22 protein-coding genes and 1 pseudogene are annotated in these 25,052 nt (G+C 60.5%); 1 reads left to right on the forward strand and 22 read right to left on the reverse strand.

The features are described 5' to 3' along the window. Positions 1–9: 9 nt before the first annotated feature. From QE432_RS01970 to QE432_RS02035, 14 genes and pseudogenes are all read right to left on the reverse strand, one after another. Positions 10–360, reverse strand: coding sequence for a ribbon-helix-helix domain-containing protein (locus QE432_RS01970; RefSeq protein WP_003518088.1), 351 nt, complete (start codon positions 358–360; stop codon positions 10–12). A 71-nt stretch (positions 361–431) separates the two neighbouring features. Further along, positions 432–998: a DJ-1/PfpI family protein gene (locus QE432_RS01975; RefSeq protein WP_019566944.1), complete on the reverse strand. Its 567-nt coding sequence runs from the start codon at positions 996–998 to the stop codon at positions 432–434. Between the two features lie 95 nt (positions 999–1,093). Beyond that, positions 1,094–2,491 carry an amidase gene (locus QE432_RS01980; protein WP_065658495.1) on the reverse strand — a complete coding sequence of 466 codons (1,398 nt, stop codon included), beginning with the start codon at positions 2,489–2,491 and terminating at the stop codon, positions 1,094–1,096. 53 nt (positions 2,492–2,544) lie between these two features. Beyond that, entirely contained in the window at positions 2,545–3,366 is an 822-nt protein-coding gene (locus tag QE432_RS01985) for an ABC transporter permease (RefSeq protein WP_013762300.1), read from the reverse strand. Beyond that, positions 3,363–4,374: pseudogene (locus tag QE432_RS01990) on the reverse strand (ABC transporter permease). Before QE432_RS01990 ends, QE432_RS01985 begins: the two are co-directional and overlap by 4 nt. 170 nt (positions 4,375–4,544) lie before the next feature. Next, positions 4,545–6,080 carry an ABC transporter substrate-binding protein gene (locus tag QE432_RS01995; protein WP_003518093.1) on the reverse strand — a complete coding sequence of 512 codons (1,536 nt, stop codon included), beginning with the start codon at positions 6,078–6,080 and terminating at the stop codon, positions 4,545–4,547. A gap of 186 nt (positions 6,081–6,266) precedes the next feature. Continuing rightward, on the reverse strand, positions 6,267–7,169 hold the full coding sequence (locus tag QE432_RS02000) for a LysR family transcriptional regulator (protein WP_306623269.1): 903 nt from the start codon (positions 7,167–7,169) through the stop codon (positions 6,267–6,269). Positions 7,170–7,236: 67 nt separating this feature from the next. Next, entirely contained in the window at positions 7,237–7,986 is a 750-nt protein-coding gene (locus QE432_RS02005; RefSeq protein ID WP_003518095.1) for an ABC transporter ATP-binding protein, read from the reverse strand. Next, positions 7,983–8,819, reverse strand: a complete 837-nt coding sequence (locus tag QE432_RS02010) for an ABC transporter ATP-binding protein (RefSeq protein ID WP_003518096.1) — start codon at positions 8,817–8,819, stop codon at positions 7,983–7,985. The genes QE432_RS02005 and QE432_RS02010 overlap by 4 nt, the downstream gene beginning before the upstream one ends. Then, positions 8,816–9,748, reverse strand: coding sequence for a nickel transporter permease (nikC, locus tag QE432_RS02015; protein ID WP_003518097.1), 933 nt, complete (start codon positions 9,746–9,748; stop codon positions 8,816–8,818). The genes QE432_RS02010 and nikC overlap by 4 nt, the downstream gene beginning before the upstream one ends. After that, positions 9,745–10,812, reverse strand: a complete 1,068-nt coding sequence (locus QE432_RS02020) for an ABC transporter permease (RefSeq protein ID WP_003518099.1) — start codon at positions 10,810–10,812, stop codon at positions 9,745–9,747. The genes nikC and QE432_RS02020 overlap by 4 nt, the downstream gene beginning before the upstream one ends. An 18-nt stretch (positions 10,813–10,830) precedes the next feature. Next, complete coding sequence (locus QE432_RS02025) at positions 10,831–12,471, reverse strand: ABC transporter substrate-binding protein (protein WP_003518100.1); 1,641 nt, start codon at positions 12,469–12,471, stop codon at positions 10,831–10,833. A gap of 50 nt (positions 12,472–12,521) precedes the next feature. Next, entirely contained in the window at positions 12,522–13,577 is a 1,056-nt protein-coding gene (locus QE432_RS02030) for a dipeptidase (protein WP_003518101.1), read from the reverse strand. Between the two features lie 205 nt (positions 13,578–13,782). Then, on the reverse strand, positions 13,783–14,490 hold the full coding sequence (locus QE432_RS02035; protein WP_035252713.1) for a phosphoribosyltransferase: 708 nt from the start codon (positions 14,488–14,490) through the stop codon (positions 13,783–13,785). Between the two features lie 208 nt (positions 14,491–14,698). Here QE432_RS02035 and QE432_RS02040 point away from each other — a divergent pair, with 208 nt between their 5' ends. Continuing rightward, on the forward strand, positions 14,699–15,871 hold the full coding sequence (locus tag QE432_RS02040) for a M20 aminoacylase family protein (RefSeq protein ID WP_065705843.1): 1,173 nt from the start codon (positions 14,699–14,701) through the stop codon (positions 15,869–15,871). Positions 15,872–15,945: 74 nt separating this feature from the next. On the opposite strand, the gene cml is transcribed toward QE432_RS02040, so the two are convergent. The 8 genes from cml to QE432_RS02080 form a co-directional block, all read right to left on the reverse strand. Continuing rightward, positions 15,946–17,136 (reverse strand): CmlA/FloR family chloramphenicol efflux MFS transporter, encoded by a 1,191-nt coding sequence (cml, locus tag QE432_RS02045; RefSeq protein WP_025595074.1) that lies wholly within the window; start codon positions 17,134–17,136, stop codon positions 15,946–15,948. A gap of 213 nt (positions 17,137–17,349) precedes the next feature. Beyond that, complete coding sequence (locus QE432_RS02050) at positions 17,350–19,143, reverse strand: adenine deaminase (RefSeq protein WP_065705821.1); 1,794 nt, start codon at positions 19,141–19,143, stop codon at positions 17,350–17,352. Continuing rightward, positions 19,140–20,060, reverse strand: coding sequence for a nucleoside hydrolase (locus QE432_RS02055; protein ID WP_003518107.1), 921 nt, complete (start codon positions 20,058–20,060; stop codon positions 19,140–19,142). The genes QE432_RS02050 and QE432_RS02055 overlap by 4 nt, the downstream gene beginning before the upstream one ends. A 2-nt stretch (positions 20,061–20,062) precedes the next feature. Continuing rightward, positions 20,063–21,088: an ABC transporter ATP-binding protein gene (locus tag QE432_RS02060; RefSeq protein ID WP_003504741.1), complete on the reverse strand. Its 1,026-nt coding sequence runs from the start codon at positions 21,086–21,088 to the stop codon at positions 20,063–20,065. After that, positions 21,081–21,860 carry an ABC transporter permease gene (locus tag QE432_RS02065; protein WP_003504740.1) on the reverse strand — a complete coding sequence of 260 codons (780 nt, stop codon included), beginning with the start codon at positions 21,858–21,860 and terminating at the stop codon, positions 21,081–21,083. The genes QE432_RS02060 and QE432_RS02065 overlap by 8 nt, the downstream gene beginning before the upstream one ends. Then, the gene (locus QE432_RS02070; protein WP_003504739.1) at positions 21,857–22,684 is read right to left on the reverse strand and encodes an ABC transporter permease; all 828 of its coding nucleotides are present in this window, start codon (positions 22,682–22,684) and stop codon (positions 21,857–21,859) included. The genes QE432_RS02065 and QE432_RS02070 overlap by 4 nt, the downstream gene beginning before the upstream one ends. 169 nt (positions 22,685–22,853) lie before the next feature. Further along, positions 22,854–23,876 (reverse strand): ABC transporter substrate-binding protein, encoded by a 1,023-nt coding sequence (locus tag QE432_RS02075; protein ID WP_003518109.1) that lies wholly within the window; start codon positions 23,874–23,876, stop codon positions 22,854–22,856. Beyond that, positions 23,873–24,940: a LacI family DNA-binding transcriptional regulator gene (locus tag QE432_RS02080; protein ID WP_065705819.1), complete on the reverse strand. Its 1,068-nt coding sequence runs from the start codon at positions 24,938–24,940 to the stop codon at positions 23,873–23,875. Before QE432_RS02080 ends, QE432_RS02075 begins: the two co-directional genes overlap by 4 nt. Between the last annotated feature and the right edge of the window lie 112 nt (positions 24,941–25,052).

Raw genomic sequence — 25,052 nt, forward strand, 5'->3', positions numbered from 1 at the left:
CCCTTTATCTCAGTGATAATTCATCTTTTCCGCGTCGAGAATGCTGTCTGCATCCAGCGCAGCAATCGGAATGTCGCTGCGCGCCGGAATATCGCCGGAAAGCTGCAAGGCCAGATAACGCCCGCAGCAGACTCGTAAAAACGAGGTGAAGTTGCCGAGATCATGCCCGGCATCGATCGATTCATTATAAAGCTTGGCAATGAGCTGCGCGCTGTTCATGCCATCGCGGCGTGAAATCTCGTCCAGAGTCGTCCAGAAGAAGTTTTCAAGTCTGACGCTGGTGACCATGCCATCGATCCGCAAAGACCGGGTATGGCTTTCCCAAAGCGTCGGGTCTGCCTTGATGAAAAGCTTGCACATGGTGTCCTCCCTCAGCAAGCTGCAGAAGATAGACGGGAAACGGGACCGGTAAAAGCCCCATTCCGCCGGCCTTATCTGCCGAGCACCACCATGAATTGCGAAAGCCATGCCGGATGCGCCGGCCATGCGGGCGCCGTCACCAGCTTGCCGTCGGTAACCGCCGCATCGATGGCGATATCGGCATAGGTACCGCCCGCCAGTTCCACCTCGGGGCGGCAGGCCGGATAGGCCGAGCAGGTGCGGCCCTTGAGGACACCCGCAGCCGCCAGCAATTGGGCACCGTGGCAGACAGCCGCGACCGGCTTGTCAGCCTCGAAGAAATGCTTCACGGCGGCAAGCACATCCGCATTCAGCCGCAGATATTCCGGCGCGCGACCACCCGGAATGACCAGCGCGTCGTAATCCGCGACCATGATATCGGCAAAAGTTGCGTTGAGCGCGAAATTATGGCCGCGTTTTTCTGAATAGGTCTGGTCGCCCTCGAAATCATGGATCGCGGTCGCGATCGTCTGGCCAGCCTTCTTGCCGGGGCAGACGGCATGCACCGTGTGACCAACCGCAAGCAGCGTCTGGAACGGCACCATGGTCTCGTAGTCCTCGGCGAAATCGCCGGTGATCATCAAAATCTTCTTCGGCATGCTTGCTCCTCCCATTTCGAATGCCCGGGGCACCGTAACAGGAGGGGTGGAGAAGCGGGTATTATGGCTATACTACAGGGCCGATAAAGACGGGATCAGCGCGCTTTGGGCGGCTCCGGCCAGCGACGAACACCGCCGCCCCAATCCTCGAAGGCGTTGGAAAGCTTGAGAACGAGCAGATCCGCGTAACGCGGGCCGACGATCTGCAAGCCGATGGGCATCCCGGATTTCGAGAAGCCGCAATTGATCGAGGATGCCGGCTGTTCCGACATGTTCCAAGGGACGGTGAAGGCGATATGTTCGAAGGGTCGCTCGGGGTCGTTGGTGGGCGAGGCCCAGTCGGCCGGATAGGAGACGACGGGATTGACGGGTGAAATCACCACATCAACTGACTGCATCAACCGCCCGCAGGCTTTGCGCATTTCCATGGTCTGGTTGAAACCGAAAACGGCACGCGCGCCGGAAACATCAGCGCCCTTCTGCGCCCATTCGTGAATATAGGGAAGGATCGCCGCGCGTCGTTCGTCACTCAGCGCCGCCATATCGCCCCAGAATTTCGCCCGCCAGAAATCATCCAGCCCATCCAGCATGTCCCGAGACAGCACCGGCTCGACCGGGACCACGATGGCACCTGCATCTTCGAACAGCTTTGCGGACGCCAAAACAGCATCCCGCACCTCATCGTCCAGAGCCAAGCCGCAGCCGGCATCCAGCATCAGGCCGATCCTCAGGCCCTTTACGTCGATATCGAGGTCCATCCAGTTGATATCGTTGGGCGGCAGCGCGGTGCCGTCACGCCAGTCCGGGCGGGAAAGCGTGGCCATGGCATAGGCGGCGTCAACGACGGTGCGGGTCATCGGCCCGGCGCAGCGGCCTGTATAATAGGGATCGACGGGTATGCGGCCCTGGCTGGGCTTGAAGCCGAACAGCCCCGTCCACCCCGCCGGTAGCCGCACCGAGCCGCCAATATCCGTACCGATATGCAGCGTGCCGTAACCCGCAGCACCGGCAGAAGCCGCACCGGCACTGGAGCCGCCGGGGTTCTGTGTCGGGTCCCACGGGTTGCGGCTGAGCTTGTGGAAACTGGAAAGACCCGATGACAACATGCCGTAATCCGGGCAGGTGGTTTTGGCGTAAATGATGGCGCCGTCCTCGCGGCAGCGGGCCGCAACTGGCGCGTCTTCCAGAGCCGGCACCAGTTCCACCGCTTTGGTGCCAAGCGGAACTGGCTGGCCTTTGGTGGCGATCAGTTCCTTCAGCGACACCGGAATCCCATCGAGGGCCCCGAGCGTTTCACCTTTTTGCCAGCGCATCGTCGAGGCCAGCGCCTGCTTGCGGGCATCCTCGGGATCATAGGCGTAAAGCGCGTTCACCGTGGGCTCGAATGCGTCGATACGGGCCTCTACCGCCTGCCAATATTCCGATGGCGACAGCTTCTTTTGCCCGTAAAGCGCCAGGATTTCGAGCGTGTTGAGGTGTATGAGATCGGTCATAAGCTTCGTCTCGTCAGAAAACAGATAATATGGGCGATATCGGCTTGAAGCGGTCAGCTGGTATCGCGTGGGTCCAGCAGGTCGCGCAGGCCATCGCCAAGCAGATTGAGGCCGAAGACCGCGAGCGCAATGGCAAGGCCGGGCATGATGGCAAGCCAGGGTGCAGCACCTAGATAGGTCTGCGCATCGGCCAGCATCCGCCCCCAGGTGGCGGCCGGCGGAGGCATGCCGAGACCGAGGAATGAGAGTCCCGCTTCGGTGAGGATGGCAAGGCCGAGCTGGATGGTCACCTGCACGATGATCTGGTTGGAAATATTCGGCACGATATGAAACAGCGTGATCTTGGCGCGGTTCTGGCCGATGCTGGTGGCGGCGGTGACATATTCCCGCGACCATATCTGCAAGGCCGCACCCAGCGTCAGCCGCGCAAAGACCGGCACCATGAAGGTGGCAATGGCGATGATGGCGGTGAACCGCCCCGTACCGATGAACGCGCCGAGCATCATGGCCGACAAAATCGGCGGTACGGCGAAGATGATATCGCAGGCGCGCATCACCAGGGTTTCAGTGAAACCGCGCAGTGCCGCGACCGATACGCCAAGCGCCGTGCCAATGAGCGCGCCGATCGCAACGGCGGCGATGGAGGTGGAGAGCGAATTCCATGCCCCCGCCATCAGCATGGACAGCACATCGCGGCCAAAATGGTCGGTGCCAAGCCCGCCATAGGCAAAGGGCGATTTCAGCTTCTGGGCAATCTGTATCTTCGTCGGAGAAACCGGCGTCCAGACCAGCGAAAGCAGGGCAACCGCGACAAGAAAGAGAGTGACGGCGATGCCAAGGACGAAAGCGGGGCGGCGGCGGATCAGTCGCATCATCGTGCACCTGCCCGCAGTCTTGGATCGATAAAGAGATAGGCGATATCGACCAGAAAATTCATGACGATGACAAGCGCCGAGAAGAACAGCACGACGGACTGCATGACGACGATATCCCGCTGGGTCAACGCCTGATAGGCAAGCCGCCCGAGGCCCGGCAGGTTGAAGACATTCTCCACCAGCACTGCCCCGGCAATCAGGAAGGTGAATTGCAGGCCGATCATGGTGACAACGGGGATCATGGCGTTCGGCACCGCATGTCGCCACAGCGCTACCCGCTCGCTCAGCCCCTTGGCGCGGGCGGTGCGCACGAAATCCTCGTTCATTACCTCAAGTACTGCCGAGCGGCAGACGCGGGTGAGGACGCCTGCCTGCGACAGCGCAAGTGCAATGGCTGGAAGCACAAGCGCGATAAATCCGGCAGAAAAACTCGGACGCCAGCCGGGGAAAACCGCCTGATGGCATCCAGCCGAGCGTGGTGGAAAAGACGATGATGAGCAGCAGCCCAACCCAGAAACCGGGAACGGCAATGCCGACATGGGAAAACAGCCCGGCTGCGAAATCCACCGGCCCGTTTCGGCTTCTCGCTGCCGCGACGCCGAGCGGAATGGCGATGGCGACCGATAGGCAGACCGCGAGCAGCGCAAGCGGCAGGGTGACGGCAAGCCGCTCGACAATAAGCCCCGCTACCGGCACGCCGTAGGTGTAGGATTGTCCGAGATCACCCCGGAATACGCCTGCAAGCCAGTGGATGTAACGCAATGGCAAGGGCTGATCGAGACCCATCTGCTTTTGCAGCGCGAGAAGCGTATCCGGGCTCGCCGACGTACCGAGCATGATGGCCGCCGGATCACCCGGCAACAGCCCCATGATGATGTAGATGATGAGCGACACCGCAAACAGCGTGACGATGAGGCTTGCAAGGCGCCGGACGAGAACGGCTAACCATCTGGCATTCTTTCCTTGCGTTGTTTCGTTTCGGGATGTGGCGGATGGATTTATTGTCATCCCCGCACACTCTTCCCTCACCCCTGTGCTTGTCACTGGGATCCAGCCGAAGCGTGCCTGCGCGGCGGAAAGTTTCCTTTCAGCCCAACGACTTGGGCTGGCTGGATTTCTGTGACAGGCACGGGAATGAGGTGGTGGGTAGGAATGCGCCTCGCCGTTCACAACAAACGTCACTCTTCCCAATGCACATCCGTCAGCACATTGGACGGAATGGGTTCGTTTTCCCACAACCCCTTCAACTTCTTGTCCCAGACGCCGAGTTTCGGCATCACGAACAAGAACAGCGCCGGCACATCTTCGGCGAGGATTTTCTGGGCTTCGCCGTAAAGCTTTTCCTGCTCGGCCGCATCCGCCGTCTTTTCGACATTGGCGATGACCTCGTTGAAGGCAGGGTTCTTATAGTTGAAATAATAGGGATCACGGGAGTAGATATCGATATCCATCGGCTCAGCGTGGGCGACGATGGTCATGTCGTAATCCGCGCCCTTCAAAACATCCGCCACCCATTTTGCCGGAAATTCCGTGGTCTCGATGGTCATGGTGACACCGATTTCGGCCAACATCGCCTGGAGGATTTGCGAGGTCCGCTGGGCATAGGCCATTTGCGGGGCCTTGATCGTGAAGCTGAAACCGTCGGGGTAACCCGCTTCGGCAAGAAGCGCCTTTGCCTTGTCTATATCGTAAGAATGAACACCGGTCGTATCGATGTAACCGCGATCGTTCGGCGTGTAGTGGCTGCCGATGGCCGTGCCGTAACCCGACCATGCGCCTTCAATCACCGTGCCGCGGTCCACCGCCATCATCAGCGCCTGGCGCACGCGCTTGTCGTTGAAGGGTTTGCGGGCATTGTTCATGCCAGCCACGACCTTGAGTTCCGTATTGCCGACGAAGGTACCGAGACGCGCATCGCCGTCGAAGGACGTCATCAGTTCCGGCGCGCCGAATTCCGGGAAGGCATCGATATCGCCGGATTTCAGTGCCGCTGCCTGCGCCTGCGGATCGGAAACGAAGCGGAAGGTGGCCTTTTCAAGTTTCACCGCCACCGCCTTGTCCCAATAGGCCGCGTTCTTCTCCAATTCCACCTTGTCGCCCTTGGCCCAGTTTGCGAACTTGAACGGGCCGGTGCCGATGGGCGTGGTACGGTTATTGTCAGCGCTCTTCGGCGCAACCATGACGGAGGCCGGCCAGCCGAGCCAGTAGATCAGGCTGCCCGCCGGCTGCTTCAGCTTCAGTACCAGCGTCGCGGCATCCGGCGTTTCTATGCTCTCGATGGCGGTGAAGAAGCGTTTTTGTGGGTTTACCGACGTTTCACCGCGCGCCCTGTCGAGCGAAAATTTCGCAACAGAGGAATCGAAGGCCTCGCCGTCGTGGAAAGTAACACCCTGGCGCAGCTTGAACGTATAGGTCTTGCCATCGGCTGAAATTTCCCAGCTTTCGGCAAGCTGCGGTTTCACCTTGCCGTCGTGGTCGATGGTGACGAGACCTTCGAATATGTTCTGCCAGCTGACCTGACCGATGGCGACGGGTGCCGCAATTGTCGGGTCGAGACCCGTCGGCTCCACTGTCATGCCCAGCGTCAAGGCGGTCTTTGGCGCGGCCGCGGCGTCCGTCATCGAAAGCGGCATCCAGAGCGCCGTCCCCAGTGCAAGCGCAAGCGCGGCGCGCCGCGTAACTTTCAGCGGCTGCGAAAAATAAGTGCGTGGCATCATTGTCCCCTGTCTGGCGGCCGAGGCATTTTTGCCTTTCGAAGACCGCCCGTTGCAAAAAGAGTGTCATGTTGCAGGCGCACACACAATCGTGATTTTTGTGTGCTCCGTGTAGCTGAAATGGCTACACGGAAATACGGATGGAAATCAACCGGGATGGACAATTCTCCAGGCTGACGAATTCCCCTACCCCGCTGTCGCCTCGCGCATGAAACGCTCGATGAAATCGGCAAGCTTGGAGGCGGCGAAGGATAGTTGCCGGTCGGGCGCCACGCAGAGATCGATCTGGGTGTGGATGCCCTTCTTGCCGGAAAGCGGAACAGCAACCATCTGGCCGCTGCGGATTTCACGCGCTACCGACAAGGCAGGCAACAGCGTGGCCGCCGCATGGCCCAGAACAAGTTCCTTCAGCATTTCCAGCGAACTGGTGATAAAGACGGGATCAAGCTCGATACCGGCATCGGCAAACAGCGTATCGAAGGCCTGACGCGCCGCGAAACTCTTGTCCGGCAGGGCAAGCGGCAGGCTGGCCAGTTCCTTCAGCGAGACTTCCGCCTGCGCGGCAAGAGCATGGCCGGTCGGAAAGATAGCATCGTAACTGATACGGGTGCGCGAGCGCACTTTCACGCCGGAGACCTTGGGCGCAAAAAGGCTGACGACCAGATCCGCTTCGGCTGCACCCAGTGCTTCCATCGCCTGGCGCGCGCTGGTGATGTGCACCTCGAAGCGCAACTGCGGATATTTGAGGCTGAACTGCGCCAGCACCGGCGCCAGAAGGTTCGCAACCGTCGCGCCATTGGCATAAACGGTGACCCGGCCGCGCTGAAGCCCCTTCAGGTCATCGATCAGCTGGTGCACATGATCGAGTTCGCGCAGCGTCTTGCCGGCGCGGGCAGCCAGCAATTCCCCCGCCGCCGTCAGCTTCACGCCCCGGCTGGAACGGTCCACCAAAGGCGAGCCAAAATAATATTCGAGGTTCTCGATCTGGCGGCTGACTGCCGTCGGCGCGACATTCAGGTTTTCGGCAGCGGCGCGCATGGAATTGGTGCGGACAAGTTCGTCGAAATACATCAATGCGCGCAATTGCATGGTCGGGATACCCTGTTTTGGCCGACACTGTCCGTCATGCCGGGCTTGACCCGACTATAGCGGCAGCTCAAGCGCGCTTGAAGCCCTCGCTCGCCACCAGCAGCTGCCTGGTATAATCCGCAGTAAACTCGCGGCTTTCCAGCGCTTCCGCCTCCAGCATTTCTACCACCTTGCCGCTTTTCATCACCGCAAGGCGATCGCACATGTGGCTGATGACGCCGAGATCGTGGCTGACCATAACGAAGGTGAGGTTGCGGTCCTTGCGGGCCTGTTCCAGCAGATTGAGGATTTCCGCCTGGATGGACGCGTCGAGCGCCGAGGTCGGCTCATCCAGTAGCAGAATCTTCGGCTCGACGATCAGCGCGCGGGCAATGGCGATACGCTGCCGCTGACCGCCGGAAAGCTGGTGCGAATAGCGGAAGCGGAAACCGGTGCCGAGACCCACCTCATCAAGCGCGCGCGCGATCCGATGCTCGCGATTGTCGAGACCATGGATGACGAGTGGTTCCAGCAGCAGCGCATCCACTGTCTGGCGGGGGTGCAGGGAACCGTAAGGGTCCTGAAACACCATCTGTACATCGCTATAGAAGCTCTTGTCGCGGTGCTTGCTCGAATAGGAGCGACCGGCCACCATCAACGAGCCTTCGTCGAAATGGTTGAGGCCGGCAATCGCCCGAAGCAGCGTCGACTTGCCGGAACCGGACTCGCCGACGATACCGAAGGACTCACCCTCGGCCACATCGATGCTGACGCTGTCGAGCGCGATATATCCGTCGAAATCGACCACCATGTCTTTGATAGAAAGAACCGTGCTCATGCGCGCCACTCCGCCTTGCGTTCCAGAACCGGCAGCGGATGCCGGTGGCCGCCAATTTCCGGCAGGCAGTTCAAAAGACCCTGCGTATAGGGATGCTTCGCCTCTTTAAGATTGGCAGAAGACAGCTCCTCAACGACCTTGCCCGCATACATGACGAGAACGCGGTCGCAGAAAGACGACACCAGCCTCAGATCGTGGCTGACGAAAATCAGCCCCATGCCGCGGTCGCGAACCAGCTTGTCGAGAATATCGAGCACTTCGAGCTGGACCGTCACGTCGAGCGCGGAAGTCGGCTCATCGGCGATCAGAAGTTCCGGGCCGCATACCAGCATCATGGCAATCATGACGCGTTGGCCCATTCCGCCGGAAACCTCGTGCGGGTAAAGATCGAACACGCGCTCGGGATCGCGGATCTGCACCGCCTCCAGCATGGCGAGCGTGCGTTGGCGCGCCTCGCCGGAACCGATGCTTTCATGGGTACGCAGCGTTTCCATGATCTGGCGGCCGATGGGCATGACCGGGTTCAACGAATATTTCGGGTCCTGCAGGATCATGGCCAGGCGCTTGCCGCGCATGAGCCGCCGCTCCTTTGCCGAAGCACCGAGAAGATCGACATCTCCGAAGCGCAACACATCGGCCTCGATGCGCGCACTTTTCGGGGTCAGCCCCATAATGGCGCGGCCGGTCTGCGATTTGCCGGAGCCGGACTCGCCGACGATGCCAAGGCGTTCGCGTCCCAGCGTGAACGAGACGCCACGCACCGCCTCCACCAGCCCGGTGCGGGTGGGGAAGGAAACGCGCAGGTTCTCGACGGTCAGAAGCGGCGCGCTCATTGGTTCGCCTCCTTGGGGTCCAGCGCATCGCGCAGGCCATCGCCCAGAAGGTTGAAACCGAGGCTGACGATCAGGATCGCAATACCCGGCATGGCGGCAACCCACCATTGATCGAGAATGAAGCGGCGTCCGGAAGCAATCATCGCGCCCCATTCCGGCAGCGGCGGCTGTGCACCGAGGCCAAGGAAGCCGAGACCGGCTGCTGTGAGGATGATGCCCGCCATATCGAGCGTGACACGCACGATGAGCGACGACATGCAAAGCGGCATGACGTGTTTCAGAACGATGCGGAACGGCGACGCGCCCATGAGCTTGACCGCCGCGATGAAATCGGAATTGCGGAAGGTCATGGTTTCGGCGCGCGCGATGCGCGCATAAGGCGGCCATGAGGTGACCGCGATGGCGAGCACCGCGTTTTCAATGCCCGGTCCAAGTGCGGCCACCAGCGCAAGCGCCAGAACCAGCTTCGGAAAGGCCAGAAAGATATCGGTGATGCGCATCAGAACGGCATCCACCCAGCCGCCGGCATAACCCGAAACGGTGCCGACGATGAGTCCGATGGGTGCGGCGATGATGGCCACCAGAAGCACGACGAACAGGGTCAGCCGCGAACCGTGGATGAGGCGCGAGAGAATATCACGCCCCTGATCGTCAGTGCCGAGCAGGTAACCTTCTGTCCCCGGAGGCAGAAGCCGGGCATTGCGCAGATCGCCCTGCACCGGATCGTGTGGTGCAAGCACATTGGCGAACAGTGCGACAAGCAGCAGCGCAATGATGATGCCGAGGCCAAGCAGCGCCAGCCGGTTTTCCGAAAAGCGCCGCCAGATGACATAGGCACGGCCTAGCCGTGCCTGCCTGCGCGAGGCAGGCCGGTCGGAGAGCAGCCATTCGCGGCTGTAGGGTTTGAGTGTATCGGTCGAAATCGTCATCGGCTGCGCGTCCTTGGGTCGAGCGTCCGGTAAAGCAGATCGGAGAAGAGATTGATGCCGACGAAGATGGCGCCGATCACGATCGTGCCGCCAAGAACGGCATTCATATCCGCATTCTGCAGGGAATTGGTGATGTAGAGGCCGAGCCCCGGCCACGCGAAGATGGTTTCGGTCAGCACCGAACCCTCCAGCAGACCGGCGTAAGATAGCGCAATCACGGTCACCAGCGGCACGGCGGCGTTGCGCAGAGCGTGAAACCAGATGATGCGCGTTTCAGAAAGCCCCTTGGCGCGCGCCGCAACGATATATTCCTGGGCGAGCTCATTCAGCATGAACGAACGCGTCATGCGGCTGATATAGGCCAGCGAAAAATAGCCGAGCAGCGAGGCGGGCAGGATGATGTGGCGGAACAGATCCCACAATACGTCCCATTGCCGTTGCCAGATCGCGTCGATCAGGAAGAAACCCGTGACCGGCGTAAAGGTGAATTCGTAGACGATATCCATCCGGCCGGGATAGGCGACCCATTGCAACCGGGCGTAAAACACCAGCAGCGCCAGGAGGCCAAGCCAGAAAATCGGCACGGAATAGCCGATAAGGCCGATGACGCGCACGACCTGGTCGGCAAAGCTGCCGCGCTTGACCGCGGCAAGCACGCCGAGCGGAATGCCAAAAACGGCGCCGATGATGGTGCCGAGCGTGGCAAGCTCTATGGTTGCCGGGAAAACCCGCTTGATATCCTCCATCACCGGGTTGGTGGTGAGGACTGAGATGCCGAAATCACCCGACAGCGCCTGCTTCAGATAGATGAAGAACTGCTGCCAGAGCGGCAGGTTGAGGCCGAGCTGCTCACGCACGCGCTCGACCACATGCGCAGGCGCGCGGTCGCCGACGATCGCCAGTGCGGGATCGATCGGCACAACGCGGCCAATGAAAAATGTGACCGCCATCAGCCCCAGAAAGGTGGTGATGACGGTGACGGCGAAGCCGAGAATGGCCTTCGCGCGGGCGTTGGCACGGCGTTTGCCCTGCCTCGCCCGGCTATTTGCTTCAACGATGCTCAAGAGACCGATCCTTCCGGATCATTCCTTGGAGATCGTATAGACATAGTTGGTGTCGAAGCTCGGTCCGAGCTTCAGGCCCTTGAGCTTCGCGGAGTATCCCGCCACTTCCGTCTGCTGGAAGATGATGACGAACGGGCCTTTTTCGAGAACTTCCTTCTGGAGGTTCTGATAGATGGCGGCGCGCTTGGCATTATCCTTTTCCAGAAGTGCCGACTGCGTTTCCTTCGTCAACTCCGGAACGTCCCAGGCGTTACGCCAGGCAAGCGTCTTGTTCTTGCCTTCTTCGGAGTTGTCGTAGTTGATCGTGAAGGTCTCGGCATTCGAGTTCGGGTCGAAATAGTCCGAACCCCACTGGCCGATGTAGATATCGTGCGTGCGGGCGCGATACTTGGTAAGCGTCTGCTTGCCGTCGCCGGGAATGATTTCCAGCTTGATGCCAGCCTGCGCCAGCGTCTGCTGTACGCTTTCGGCAATGCCGGTCACCGGCTGCGTGTTGCGCACATCCATGGTCACGGTGAAGCCGTCCTTCAGACCAGCCTTCGCCAGCAGTTCCTTGGCCTTGGCGACGTCGAGCTTGTATGGGTTCTCGTCAAGCGCGCCGAGCTGGCCCTTTGGCAGGAAGGTCTGGTGGATTTCGCCGATGCCCTTGATGATCGTCGCGCCGATCGCGTCGTAGTCGACGAGATATTTAAAGGCCTCAACGACCTCAGGCTTCTTCAGGTTCTCGTTCTTCTGGTTGAGGCTGAAGTAATAAACGGTGCCCTTGGGCGCGGAGGTGACGGCAAGGCCTTCCTTCTTGGAAACGGCTTCCATATCACCCGGCTCGAGGTTGCGGGCAACGTCGATATCACCGTTTTCAAGCGCCAGGCGCTGGCCGGAGCTTTCCTTCATGTGACGATAGACCACGCGCTTCAACTTCGGCTTCTCACCGTAATAGTTGGGGTTGGCCTCCAGAATGACGGCTTCGTTGGCCTTCCAGCCAAGGATCTTGTAGGGGCCGGAACCGGCATAACCTGTTTTCAGGAACGCATTGCCGAAATCGGTGTCGTATTTGTAATCGGCGCTCGGCGTGACGGGCTTGGCCTTTTCGGTCACCAGCTTCTTGTCGACAACTGCGGCAACGGTCGCGGTCAGAACGTTCAGCACGAAGCTCGGTGCGTAGGGCTTGTCGACCGTCAGTACGAAGGTGTTGGCATCCGTCGCTTTCGCCTTCTCAGTGACGTTGTCGCCCTTGAGACCGAACTGCGTCAGAAGGAATGCTGGCGACTTGTCGAGCTTGATGGCACGTTCAAAGGAAAAGGCAACATCATCTGCCGTCACCGGATTGCCGGAGGCGAATTTCAGGCCGGTCTTCAGCTTGAAGGTATAGGTGAGACCGTCTTCAGAGGTCGTCCAGCTCTCGGCCAGATCGCCGATCACCTTGGAGGTGTCGTTGAGATCGATGGAAACCAGCTTGCTGTAGGTGTTGCCAGTAACTTCAGCTGCCGAAAGCTCGAATGCCTCACCCGGATCGAGCGTGATGATGTCGTCGATGGCGAAACCTTCAACCAGCGTATCGGCCGGCGTGGCGGCAAAAGCGTGCGGCGCAGACAGCATCATCAGCGACAGAGCAGCGCTGGTGCTGAGGATACGCATGGACTTGTTGAGCGATTTGATCATAGGATCTCCCCTTTTGTTATGAGATTGATTTAGTTCGCTTTTATTTGCCTTCAGGCCGGCTCGTGCCAGGCCTGGGATAGGACGCGCAGCCAGTTTTCCCGGCATATTTTAGCAAGTTCTCCATCACCGTAGCCCGCCGATTTCAGCGCCGCAACCAGATTGTGGTTGCCGCTGGCATCGGCAACGCCAACGGGTACCGTCGCGCCGTCGAAATCCGATCCGAGCGCCACGCAATCGACGCCCATACGCTCCACCATGTAGTCGATGTGGCGCACCATGTCGGAAAGCGGCGTGTCGGCAATGTCGCGCGCATCCGCCCGCAACATGGTGACCGCGTAGTTGAGACCCACCAGACCGCCGCTCTCCTTGATGGCATCCATCTGCCGGTCAGTAAGATTGCGGGCGACGGGGGTGAGCGCATGTGCGTTGGAATGGCTGGCGATCAAAGGCTGGTTCGTGGTCTTCGCCACATCCCAGAAGCCCTTTTCGGTGATGTGGGCGAGATCGATGAGAATGCCGAGCCGGTTGCACTCCTTGACCAGCGCAAAACCGGCATCGGTAAGGCCGGGCGCGGTATCGGGCGACATTGGATAGGAGAAGGGAACGCCGTGACCGAAAATATTGTGCCGGCTCCAGACCGGACCGAGCGAACGCAGGCCGGCGGCATAAAAAACCTCAAGCGCATCGAGATCGGCACCGATCGCCTCACAGCCTTCCATGTGCAGCACGGCCGCGAAAATATCCTCGGCAAAGGCCTTGCGGATATCGGCCGTCGAGCGGCAAAGGCGCCAGGCGCCGGCACGGTCAAGCCTGAGCGCGATCGCAGCCTTTTCCATCGCAATATCGAGCGAGGGCTGGCGTTCGAGCGGCGCCGCAAGCGGTGTATCGTAATGACCCTGCGCGTCCGGCTCCTGCAGGACCAGATCGCCGGAGGGAATGTAGATGGCGCAGATGCCGCCGCCGAGACCGCCTGCACGTGCACGCGGACCGTCGATATGGCCTTCGCGGGTACCGTTCTTGAATTCAGCCACCGGATCGCCACCGGCCTTGCTGTTGCGCCACAACCGAAGCAGCACATCATTATGACCGTCGAACACTGCATGCATGTCAAGAAATTCCAGTAAGCGGCAAAACCAAAGGGGGCGGGCAGACGCCGGAATAACACCGCGCGAGAGCAAACCGGCGCATTTTTCGCCGACTGCTATAGTCTGTCAGAAACGATCTTAGGACGATCTCTCACGGCTCCGCAAGACGCAAATTAGGCAACGATGAAATTATCACCACTTGCCTTTTGCCGGGAATTGCGCAACGTCAAGCCTGCCAGCCGCCTACGGCTTTTTTCAGCAGCGGCGTCGCGAAAACACCCCTCACCCGCTCCGGCCATTCCGGCCCGAAAGCAGCGATTTTTTGCACCCAGCGATCCGATTGCAGCATGGCAGCGCCGATTGCCACCGGCTTGATGCCGGATGAGGCGAGAAGCGAAAGACCTGAAATGATGGAACTGCCGCTGGAGATGACATCGTCCACCAGCGCCACCCGCCTGCCCTCGATGAGTGGCAACATGCGCGGATCGATGTAAAGCCGTTTTTCCTGCTTGGTGGTGATGGAGGACATCGGCACCGACAATTCCTCCAGATACCAGAATTTGCGCGAAGTGCCGAGCGGCACATATCGTGAATGGCCGAGGTGACGGGCAACGGCTGCGGCAAGCGTGAGCCCCAGAGTCGGCAGGCCGATCACGACATCTGGCTTGAGGGGGCGAAGCTTTTCCGCCAGGTCGGCGGCCAGCACTTCCAGCACGTCAAAAGAGGCCTGATTGACGATGAGCGAGGCGAGCGCATGTTCGCCATCCGCCAAGGGCCGGATCGGCAGGCAGATCTGCCGCCCGTCATCCAGCTCCGCCGGAAAGAAAGCCGAATGCGGGCCTGTCGTATCGAATGAACGGGGCGGAAGAACATCCTGCCAGAACTCATGCGGCGCGGCGGGGGATGATGCGGCGGGCGATGCGGATTGCGGCATCGGTTTTCCTTTCAGAAGCGGGACGGCAAAAGCGGAAGTGATTTTCATCCGCGCCATCCCCGTTCGGCATATCAGGCATTTCGACAACCGCAGGCATGCGGCGGGTTCATTTCATTGGGTTTTTCAGCTAGAAGGAAACAAAGCAACAGGCATTCGGACAAGCCCACCTATGGCGTGGGTTTTCCCCATATTCAAGGACAAGCTACCCATGAGACTGCTGGACCGCATCGGCGAGGACCTGCCATTCCTGACGGAGCTTCGCCACGACCTCCACGCCCATCCGGAACTGGGCTTTGAAGAGGAGAGAACCAGCGCCATCGTCGCCGATCTTCTCGAAAGGGCGGGAGTGAAGGTGCATCGCGGCTTGGGCGGCACCGGCGTGGTCGGCACGCTGCAGGTGGGCAACGGCACCCGCAGCATCGGTCTTCGCGCCGACATGGATGCGCTGGCCATGCCGGAAATTCCCGACCGGCCCTATAAATCGAAGTTCCCCGGCAAGATGCATGCCTGCGGCCATGACGGCCACACCGCCATGCTGCTGGGCGCTGCGCGTTATCTCGCCAGTACCCGCGATTTTTCCGGCACCGTCCATTTCATCTTCCAGCCGGCCGAGGAAGGCCGTGGCGGCGCCAAGAAAATGGTTGAGGACGGGCTTTTCGACCTGTTTCCCTGCGATGCAGTTTATGGCCTGCACAACATGCCGGGGCTTGGCATTGACGAAATGGCCGTGGTGGAAGGACCGCAGCTTGCCTCTTCCGATAGCTGGCGCGTCACCTTCAGGGGCATTGGCACCCACGGCGCCAAGCCGCATCTCGGCCGCGATCCGGTAACGGCGGCGGGCACCTTCCTCGCTTCGCTGCAAAGCATCGTCGGCCGCGTCGTCGATCCGCTGCAACCTGCCGTCGTCAGCGCCTGCTCGGTGCAGGCGGGTGACCCCAAGGCGCTCAACGTCATTCCCGATATCGTCGAAATCGGCGGCACCGCACGCGCCTACGCGCCTGAGGTGCGCAGCCAGCTTGAAACGGAAATCGGCAGGCTCGCCAAGGGTACGGCGGCGATGTTCGGCATCGAGGCAAGCTATGAATTCATCCGCCGCATTCCGCCCGTCATCAACGATGCCGATGCGACGAAACGGGCGCTGCGAGCCGCCAAGACCGTCTTCGGCAACAAATCCCGCACCGCCTTCCCGCCCTCGACCGCCGGCGACGACTTCGCCTTTTTCGCGGGCGAAGCCCCCGGCTGCTACGTCTGGCTCGGCAACGGCCCGGCGGTGGATGGCGCGCTGCACCACAACACCTCCTACGACTTCAACGACGCGGCAATCGTTCCCGGCGTCGCTTTCTGGGCAACACTGGTGGAGCAGGAACTGGCGGCGGAATAAGGCCGAAAGCCACTTTTTGCATTCCCAAATCTGAAAAGCCGGGCAGCGGCAGACGCGCTGCCCGGCTTTCTCGCTCAGATATTCCGGCGGTTCAACAAATATAGCGCCGTCAGGACAAGGCAGGCCATGATCGATGAATAGGCGATCACCGGCCATGCCGCATCACCCGGCAGAATGACGACAGCCAAGGTGCCCGCTATTCCCACAAACAGACTTTGAATGCAGAAATAGAAGGCGACGGCTGTTCCAGCCATGTGCCCGAACTCCTCCAGCGCGCCATTGGCGGTGACTGAAACCGTAAAAACGATTCCGACCGCCATGACCCACATCGGTACGATAAACGTCAAAAATGACGGAACCGCCCCGACTTCACCTGCAGTGAACAGAAACGCCCCCACCAACAACAGGGCCATGCCCCTCACGAGACTGCCCTGCACACCCCATCTGGCAACGAAAAACTTCGCAAAACGGGTGGTAACGATCATTGCGATTGCGACGGTTGCAAAAGCCAGGCTGAACTCCACCTCGGAGAGACCTGCCCTGCCGATCATGACGAGCGGAGCGGTGGAGAAGAATACGAAAAACGTTCCCATGGCAGTGCTGAACCCAAGCGTATAGGTCCAGAAGCGACCACTGCCCAACATGCGCAAAGGCGATGGGCGTGACATCGTTGCCGTCGCCGGTCGGGTTTCGCTCCAGTTCATCCCTGCGGCAACCGTCGCAATGAAAGCTGCCGCGCCCAGGGTGACGAAGATGGCACGCCAGCCGAATTCATTGGCGATGACCGCCCCGACAATCGGACCGAGTGCCGGGACGAATGCGAGAATGGAGCTGAACGTTCCGTATATCGTCGTTGCTTCTGGACGATCCGCATAGACGTCGCGAACGGTGGCGAAAGTGGCGACCAATGCCGCCGCCGCTCCAGCCGACTGAAGGAACCGGAAAACGATAAAGGCGCTCGCCGTTGTCACAGCTGCGAGGCAGAACGAGGCCACGACGAACAGCAGGGCACCGCCGATCAAGACGGGCCGGCGGCCGATGCGGTCGGAGATGGGGCCAAACACGATTTGCCCAAGGCCGAGCATCACCATGTAAACGGTGAGCGTGAGTTGAACCACCACCGGTGTCGTGCCGAGGGCTTCCGGCATGATGGGGACGACCGGCAGGTAAATATCCATGGCCAGCGAGGCGAGAATATCAAAGGGAGCCATGAGCAGCATTGCTGCCAACAGCGATCTCCCCCAAACGGGAGTTGGAATAGACATTAGAATTGATCCGCTCAAATGAGGACATTTGGCGGCGTCTGCCCGAAGAAACAGGGATCGTTCGACAGAACGCCGCAACAACGAAATATCGTCGTTGCGGCTTACTTATCTGATGACTTCGAGGCACCCATGTTCAACATCCATATAGAGCGACAGGTAAACAGGGGTTGGATTTAGCAATATGCCGGCTTTTTGGCAACGCTCGACCCTGGTTTACCCCACCACCGCAATCACCGGGCTTTCCATCACCCGTCCCGTCAACACATCGGCAATGCCCATATCCGTCTGGTGCGGGCCGATATTGCAGGCGAGCGTGGCGCCGAAGCAGGCCTTGAAGACGAGATAGGGCGGCTGCCACTCCACCACCTTGCCGACAGCGGTGCGTAATTCCTCTAAAGCCTGTGCCACGTCTTCAAGCGGCGCATCGGAAACGAGGCCTGAGAGCGGCAGGGGTAAAAGCGCGGTCACCTTACCCTCAGAGGCGACAGCCATGCCGCCGCCTGTCGCAATCACCGCATTGGCGGCCAGCGCCATGTCTTCGGGATTACCGCCGAAGACAGTGAGGTTGTGGCTGTCATGCGAGACGGTGGTGGCGAAGGCGCCGTTCCAGCGTCCCCAGCCGGTAAGGAAGCCGGTCCTGGTAACTGGCTCGGCTTTGCCGTGGCGGTGGGTGACGGAAATCATCGTGGCGCCTTCGGGGGGAACGACGAAACCATCCTTCACCTCGGCTTCCACCTCGCCCCATTGCGTGAAGCGTGGGCGGTCGATGGTGGCAAGGCGCACCCTTGCGCCCTCGCAGGCAACCCGGAAATCATCGGCTGCGCGCAGCGGCAGCTTCATCGAGCCTTCGAGCGCCGCCGCATCGCAGGCTGGAATGTCGACGAGCATATGCCCGGCTTCCGCAACCGCCCTGCCACCGGCCAAGACATGACGGGGTGAAAAACCACTCAAATCCTCGAAAACGACGATATCGGCACGGCGACCGGCGGCGATGAGGCCAAGATCGGCACGGCCAAGCCTTTGCGCAGCATTCAGTGTTGCGGCGCGCAGCGCCCATTCCGGCTTCAGGCCATAACGGACAAGGCGGCGCACCACATCATCCAGCCCGCCGCCCCGCAACAGATCGTCCGGGAAAACATCGTCAGTGCAGAGCGTCAGCGTCTGCGGCAGGTGGCCGAGCGCATTCAGCGCCTCCACAAATTCCGGCAGCAGATGATCGTGCGAGCCGCGCAGCTCGATGGTCAACCCCGCCCGAAGCTTCGCCATCAAGTCTTCAGCCGAGACCAGCTCGTGATCGGAAGAAACGCCTGCCACCATGAAGGCGTTGAGATCGGCGTCCTTCAGGCCGCGCGCATGGCCACAGATCAGCTTTTCCGAGACAAGACCGGCCTGTACGATGCCGCTCATGCGCGGATCGCGTTCGATGACGCCGCGCATGTTCATGATTTCCGCAACCCCGCCAATCTGCGGCCATGACAGGATATCAGCGAGAATTCCGGCATCGAAATCAGCGCCGCCGCGCTCCAGCCCCGGTGCTGATGGCACTGAGGAGGGTGCAAGCAGAATGGCGCGCAGCGGCAGGTTTTCGATGGATTTCGCCGCCCAGCGCACCCCTTCGACACCATGGACATTGCCGAATTCATGCGGGTCCCAGACGATAGTCGTGACGCCGCGGGCAACCACTGCTGCCGCATAGGCAGCGGGCGTTATCATCGAGCTTTCGATGTGCATATGCGTGTCGATCAGGCCGGGCGAGACAAAGGCGCCCGACGCGTCGACGAGCTGCGCAGCATCGCTGCGGCTTGCCGGTTCGTGAACGCTGGCGATTAGCGGACCGACAATGCCGATATCAGCGGCGCGAATCTCCCCCGTCACCACATCCACCAGCGTTCCGCCGGTAATGAGAACATCGAAAGCCGCATCGCCGCGCGCAGCGGCAACCGCGCGGGCGCGCAGCGCATCGTCGTTAAGATCGACCGGCTCGCGTATCGGGGATTGTGCACTCATCGGGCAGCCTCGCGGCGCAACGCCTCGAGAACCGCAGCCTTTGCCGCTTCGGCATTCACGGTGTCGGCGAAATGCGCGTTGAAGGCGGCAACCTTGTCGGCACGCGGCTCAACCACCGTTCGCCCGCGCGTTAGCGCCGCGTGAAGCTCGACATCGATCCGCGTATGGCGCCAGCCAAGCAGCTCGGAGGTGAAGCCGACAGCGGCAACGGGATCGTAAAGCGCCATGGCCGGTCTGCCGCGTCTCGTGGCGATGCCGATGAAACCTTCCAACAGGTCGGCAATCAGGCCGGCGTTTTTGCCGCCAGCATTTCGGATCGGCAGCACATCGGCTGGCGAGGCGGTGACCTTGCGGCAGGCGTCCAGATCGACCATGCGCAGCGGCAGGTCATGGGAAAGCACGATGGCCAGCGCTTCCGGATCGGCAAAGGCGTTGAATTCGGCAGATGCGGTGTGGTTGCCGCTCGTCACGCCGCCACCCATCCAGGTCAGATCGGAAATTTTCGCGGCAAGATCGGGCCGGGCAAGGCAAAGGGCGGCGATATTGGTAAGCGGGCCGAGCGCGAGGATACGCTTTTCGCCTGCCCCCTCAAGCCAGCCGCACAGCGCAGTGAAAGCGTCGCTTTGCGGCAAAGCGGGGGCATCCGGCAGGCTACGGCCGACGGTCGGAATGCCGCTGTCACCCAGAATGCATTGTGCGGTTTCGAGCGCGCCAAGGACGGGTTTGGCACGGCCCTGATGGAGCGGCATGGACCAGCCGAAGGCGGCGACCGCGCCTGCGGCGTTGCTGCAGACAACATCCAGCGTCGCATTGCCGAAGACCAGCGAAATGCCGTCTATGGCAAGGCCTGCCGATTGCACCACCATGATGGCGGCGATATCGTCAAAGCCCATATCAGTATCGATCCACACACCCATGATCAGCCAAACACCTTGAGGCTTGCCGCCTTTTCGACCGGAAGGTCGAAGGCGAGCGTATCACCGATCGTATGGGCGGTCAGCGCAGCGTCGGTCTCCGCCTTGATGGGACCAAGCAGCGTATCCAGCAGGTACTCACGGGTATTTCCGGCAAAGGATGTGCCGCGCACGGTTCCCTGGAAAGGACCTGAACCAAGGGTGACCATGCGCGGCCGCCAGGCCAGTCCAGATGCTGAAGGGACTGGTCCGGTAAGCGGTGTTGTGCCGTTTTCGGTTTTCAACGCGCCGCCTTCCAGCGCGAAGATATTTTCAAAGCCGACGAAATCCGCCACGAAGGCGGAAACCGGCGCATTATAGATCTCTTCCGGCGTACCGATCTGCTCAATCTTGCCGCCCTTCATGACGACAATACGGTCGGCCAGTGCGAGCGCCTCGATCTGGTCATGGGTGACGAAGATCATCGTCACACCGGTTTCCTTCTGCACGCGCTGCAATTCGGTGCGCATTTCAAGCCTGAGGCGCGCATCAAGGTTGGAGAGCGGTTCATCGAGCAGCAGCACCTTCGGCTCCATGACCATGGAGCGCGCCAGCGCCACGCGCTGCTGCTGGCCGCCGGAAAGCTCGGCCGGCTTGCGCGATGCGAAGTTCGATAATCCCACGGACTTCAGGCCGGAGGCGACCTTGTCATCAAGCGCCTTGCCGTTCATGCCCTTGAGTTTGAGGCCGAAGGCCACGTTTTCGTAAACCGTCAGGTGCGGAAACAGCGCATAGGACTGAAACACCAGCCCGACAGCGCGCTTGTTGGCGGCGACGCGGGTGATATCGGCGCCGTCGAGATCGATGCGCCCGCCCGCCACCGGCATCAGCCCGGCAATGGCGCGCATCGTGGTGGTCTTGCCACAGCCGGAAGGACCGAGCAGCGCGAGAAGTTCACCCTTGCGGATATCGAGGTCGAGATCCTTGACGGCGATGCTGTTGCCGTAGGCGAGCGAGACTTTTTGAAGCGAAAGGTAATTTGCGTCAGACATAACGGGAGAACCCCAGAAAACGTTCGGCCAGGAAGACGATGCCGATGGAAAGGAAGGCGAGCAGCGATGAGAGTGCAGCGACAGACGGATCGAAGACGATTTCCATGTAGCCCAGCATGTCGATGGGCAACGTGCGCACGCCCGGACCCGACAGGAACAGCGACACGGGCACCTGATTGAAACTCGTCACGAAACCGAGGATGAAGGCCGACAGGATACCACCGCGAATATTGGGCAGCACCACACGGAAAAATGCGCCAAACCGCGACGAGCCGAGCAGCACCGCCGCCTCCTCGATATCCGAACGCAGATTGTTGAGGCTGGCCGAAACCACCCGTACCGCATAGGGCAGGATGAGCGCCGTGTGCGCGAGAAACAGGGCAAGCGTGATGCCGATGCCGAAGGGCACGACGAAATAGCGCAACAGCGCCAGACCGACGATGATACCCGGCACGATGATCGGCGCCGAAACGATCGTGCGCACGGTTTCCGCAAAGGGCAGCTTGTAGCGCGACATGGCGTAGGAAGCGGGAATACCGAGGACGAGCGCCGTGAATGTGCCGCCGATGGCAAGGAACATCGACATCGCGAAGCTTTCGCGGAAACTTTCGACGGTGAAGACCTTCGCGATCCATTTCAGTGAAAAGCCCTGCGGCGGAAAGGCGAGCGTGTCGCCGGCCGAAAACGAGGCCGCAACGATGATGAGGAACGGCCCGATCAGGAAGCCGACAACGAGCAGGAGCGTGAGCGGAATGAAGAGCTGCCGGGTCATTTCTTGTTCCTTGCGGTGGCGATGCGCTTCAGCAGGATATTGGCGGCAAAGCTCATGACGATCAGGATGAAGGCGATGACGCTGGCGGCGACGAAATTGTTGGAGACCGTCACCTGCTGATAGAGCAGGGTTTCCAGCATCAGCACCTTGGAGCCGCCGAGAATGGCCGGCGTGATATAGGCCGTGAGCGAACCGGTGAAGACCAGCGTGCCGCCGACAACAAGCCCCTCCTTGGTGAGCGGCAGGATGACCTTCCAGAACACCTGCAGCCAGTTTGCGCCAAGAACGCGGGCGGCTGCGATCGTATCCTTGGGCATATTCTCCAGCGCACTGATGAGGGAAATGATCATCAATGGCAGGAACAATTGCAGAAGGCCGATGAAAACAGCCGTTTCGGAAAACAGTATACGGATCGGCGCATCGCTCAGTCCTACCGCCTGAAGCGCCTGGTTGACGATGCCGGTTCTGCCGAGAATGACGATCCAGGCATAGGTTCGGGCAACCGGCGAGATCATCAGCGGCAAGACGACCAGATTGACGACATGTCCTTTCGCGCCCTGCGACAGATTGACGATGGCGAAAGCCGCCGCATAACCCACCACCGCAGATACAATGGTGACGAGCGCGCCAAGCTTCAGGGTGCGCAGGAAAACCGCCCTGTTCAGCGGATCGGAGAAGAAATCGGCGTAAGCGGACAATGTCCAGCCGTCAGTGGTGTGAAAGCCCTCCGACAGAAGCATGAAGACCGGCACAAGAAAGACCGCCGCCGCGAAAATAGCGGCGGGCAATGCAAGCGCCAGCGCTTCGGCCCGGTTCTGAAACATCGCTTTATTCCCTGAACGGCCTGCGGCCGATTGTTACTGCAAGCGGTCATGGCCAGCTTGCGGAATTGAGAGGTGGAAAAGCGGTCAGGGGACGACCAAACCGCTTTTCCGGGAATGGAGCCGCCCTTTCGGACGTTTTAAATGCCCCATTCCAAACCTTGATAAGGACTTACTGGCCGACCTTGGCGTTCCACTCCGACAGCCACTTGTCACGGTTGTCGAGCGTCACGGCGGAAGGAATGAGCTGCAGGCTTTTTGCGGTTTCGTCGCCATAGGTGATATTGTTCGCCACCTCGTCGGACACCTTGACTTCCTTGTTGGTGGGGCTGTCCACGAGCTTTTCGGCCAGCGCCTTCTGAACGTCGGTCGAGAGCCAGAAATCCATGAACTGCAGTGCCAGATCTTCGTTCTTCGTGCCCTTCGGCACCACGAGCACGTTCATGCCGCCGGTCTGGCCTTCCTTGGGCGTTGCCCAGGCAAGCGGCAGATCGAGCTTGGTAAAGGGCGCCCAGGAGAAGCGGCCGATGGGGGCGGCCCAGATTTCTTCCTGCTGCATGAGCTGCACCAGCTGCGACGATTTCACGTAGAACGTGACGATATCGTCCTTCTTTTCGCCCACGGCTTCGATAGCGCCGGAGAGATCAGGCGTATCCTTGCCGATGGCCTTGCCCAGCATGTAAAGCGCCGGCGGGCCCTGATTGGTAGTGACATTCGGGAAAGCGACGTGGTCGACGATGCCGTCCTTCAAAAGATCGGCCCAGCTATCGATCTTCATCTTGTCTGTGCGGTAAACGATTGACGTGGCGTAGAAATTGACGCCGACGCTCATGCCGTCGCCATTCGGATCCTTGGCGATGTCATAGAGCTTGCCGATATTCGGCACCTTGGCGGCATCGATCTTCTGGATCAGGTCCTTGCGGGTGGCGGAAAGCGCATCCGCCATGGAAACAATGGCGAGATCGACCACCGGATTGGCCTTGTTGGCCTCCATCTTGGCGAGGCGCTCAACGCTGTTGCCGGTCTCGACGACCAGCTTGCAGCCGCATTGCTTTTCGAACGGTGTATAGACCAGTTCCTTGAATTCGTCCTGCGCGAAGGCGTAGACCGAGATCGTCAGCGTCTTGTCCTGCGCCTGCGCGGCACCCATCGTCAGCATCAGGGCGGTGCCCGATGCAAGAATGATTTTTTTCATGGTGTGAGTTCTCCTGCTGTCGTGTTTTTGGCTTCAATCGCATCATGCTTTTTTTCGCCGGTGGAGCCGCGCATGATCAGCGCCATCGGTACTTTCGAGATTTCTGCCGTGACCTCGGCAGCTATGCCGTTTTCGATGCCCGCCTCGCCATCGATCGCGCGCAACAGCGCATCCACGGCCAGATCGGCGATGCGGCGCATATCCATGCGCATCGTCGTCAGCGGCGGCGTCACCACGGCGGAGAAAATCAGATCGTCGAAGCCGGTGACACTCGCCTCTTCCGGCACCTCGATGCCCTCGCGCTGCAATTCAGTGAGCGCGCGCAACGCATGCAGGTCGGATACGGCAGCAAAGGCAGTGAAACCATCCCTCACCTTTTCGGTAAGGCCGAGACGGCAACCCGCACCATCCACCTTTTCAATGGCGTCTACCCACAGCGTCTCTGTGACGCAGGCCTTGCCCAGACCATCGCGAATGCCGCCGAGGCGGTCGTTCTGCACATTTGAGTCGCGGTTCTTGCCGATCAGCACCACCTTGTCGTGTCCGAGGGCTGCCAGATATTCGCCGATCTGCCGGCCGCCATCCCAGTGGTCAGCGGCTACGGTGTTTCCGGGCGTCGAGGGGCTGTCGATCACCGCCACCGGGCAATCGACATCCGCGATACGCGTGCCGCGGCGGGGAACGACGACCATGCCATCCACTCCACGCTCGATCAGCCGGTTGATGGCGTCCGTCTGCATGGCGATCTCGCCGCGGGAGTCGGCGATCAAAACACCATAACCGGCATTGACGGCTGCCTTTTCGATGGCCTGCGCGATCTGTGGGAAGAGTGGATTGGCGATATCCGGCAGCACCAGCCCGAGAACTCCTGACCTGCCGGTGCGCAGCGCCCTGCCCGCGGAACTCGGCACATAACCAAGTTCGCTTGCGGTCTTGCGGATGCGCTCCACCAGTTCCGGCGAAACACGGCCCTTGCCCGACAGCGCATTGGACACGGTTGCAACCGACACGCCGAGTGCCGCTGCTATCGCGCTCAGATTGGTGGCAGGCCGTGAAGACGCCATGATGGTCCGAAAGGGCTGATTAAACGTTTAATCACGATAATCGACCAAAACCGTCGTGTCGAGTCCGGCCAGAGACAAAACCGGGCAAAAATCGAGGCACGAAACCTAAGTG

Source organism: Agrobacterium sp. SORGH_AS_0745 (genome assembly GCF_030818995.1).
GTDB lineage: Bacteria > Pseudomonadota > Alphaproteobacteria > Rhizobiales > Rhizobiaceae > Agrobacterium > Agrobacterium tumefaciens.

What these genes read in the sequence shown, in the direction of transcription:
- QE432_RS01970 (WP_003518088.1), bottom strand. Translation starts at nt 360, where the DNA reads ATGTGCAAGCTTTTCATCAAGGCAGACCCGACGCTTTGGGAAAGCCAT.
- QE432_RS01975 (WP_019566944.1), bottom strand. Translation starts at nt 998, where the DNA reads ATGCCGAAGAAGATTTTGATGATCACCGGCGATTTCGCCGAGGACTAC.
- QE432_RS01980 (WP_065658495.1), bottom strand. Translation starts at nt 2,491, where the DNA reads ATGACCGATCTCATACACCTCAACACGCTCGAAATCCTGGCGCTTTAC.
- QE432_RS01985 (WP_013762300.1), bottom strand. Translation starts at nt 3,366, where the DNA reads ATGATGCGACTGATCCGCCGCCGCCCCGCTTTCGTCCTTGGCATCGCC.
- QE432_RS01995 (WP_003518093.1), bottom strand. Translation starts at nt 6,080, where the DNA reads ATGCCACGCACTTATTTTTCGCAGCCGCTGAAAGTTACGCGGCGCGCC.
- QE432_RS02000 (WP_306623269.1), bottom strand. Translation starts at nt 7,169, where the DNA reads ATGCAATTGCGCGCATTGATGTATTTCGACGAACTTGTCCGCACCAAT.
- QE432_RS02005 (WP_003518095.1), bottom strand. Translation starts at nt 7,986, where the DNA reads ATGAGCACGGTTCTTTCTATCAAAGACATGGTGGTCGATTTCGACGGA.
- QE432_RS02010 (WP_003518096.1), bottom strand. Translation starts at nt 8,819, where the DNA reads ATGAGCGCGCCGCTTCTGACCGTCGAGAACCTGCGCGTTTCCTTCCCC.
- nikC (WP_003518097.1), bottom strand. Translation starts at nt 9,748, where the DNA reads ATGACGATTTCGACCGATACACTCAAACCCTACAGCCGCGAATGGCTG.
- QE432_RS02025 (WP_003518100.1), bottom strand. Translation starts at nt 12,471, where the DNA reads ATGATCAAATCGCTCAACAAGTCCATGCGTATCCTCAGCACCAGCGCT.
- QE432_RS02030 (WP_003518101.1), bottom strand. Translation starts at nt 13,577, where the DNA reads ATGCATGCAGTGTTCGACGGTCATAATGATGTGCTGCTTCGGTTGTGG.
- QE432_RS02035 (WP_035252713.1), bottom strand. Translation starts at nt 14,490, where the DNA reads ATGCCGCAATCCGCATCGCCCGCCGCATCATCCCCCGCCGCGCCGCAT.
- QE432_RS02040 (WP_065705843.1), top strand. Translation starts at nt 14,699, where the DNA reads ATGAGACTGCTGGACCGCATCGGCGAGGACCTGCCATTCCTGACGGAG.
- cml (WP_025595074.1), bottom strand. Translation starts at nt 17,136, where the DNA reads ATGTCTATTCCAACTCCCGTTTGGGGGAGATCGCTGTTGGCAGCAATG.
- QE432_RS02050 (WP_065705821.1), bottom strand. Translation starts at nt 19,143, where the DNA reads ATGAGTGCACAATCCCCGATACGCGAGCCGGTCGATCTTAACGACGAT.
- QE432_RS02055 (WP_003518107.1), bottom strand. Translation starts at nt 20,060, where the DNA reads ATGGGTGTGTGGATCGATACTGATATGGGCTTTGACGATATCGCCGCC.
- QE432_RS02060 (WP_003504741.1), bottom strand. Translation starts at nt 21,088, where the DNA reads ATGTCTGACGCAAATTACCTTTCGCTTCAAAAAGTCTCGCTCGCCTAC.
- QE432_RS02065 (WP_003504740.1), bottom strand. Translation starts at nt 21,860, where the DNA reads ATGACCCGGCAGCTCTTCATTCCGCTCACGCTCCTGCTCGTTGTCGGC.
- QE432_RS02070 (WP_003504739.1), bottom strand. Translation starts at nt 22,684, where the DNA reads ATGTTTCAGAACCGGGCCGAAGCGCTGGCGCTTGCATTGCCCGCCGCT.
- QE432_RS02075 (WP_003518109.1), bottom strand. Translation starts at nt 23,876, where the DNA reads ATGAAAAAAATCATTCTTGCATCGGGCACCGCCCTGATGCTGACGATG.
- QE432_RS02080 (WP_065705819.1), bottom strand. Translation starts at nt 24,940, where the DNA reads ATGGCGTCTTCACGGCCTGCCACCAATCTGAGCGCGATAGCAGCGGCA.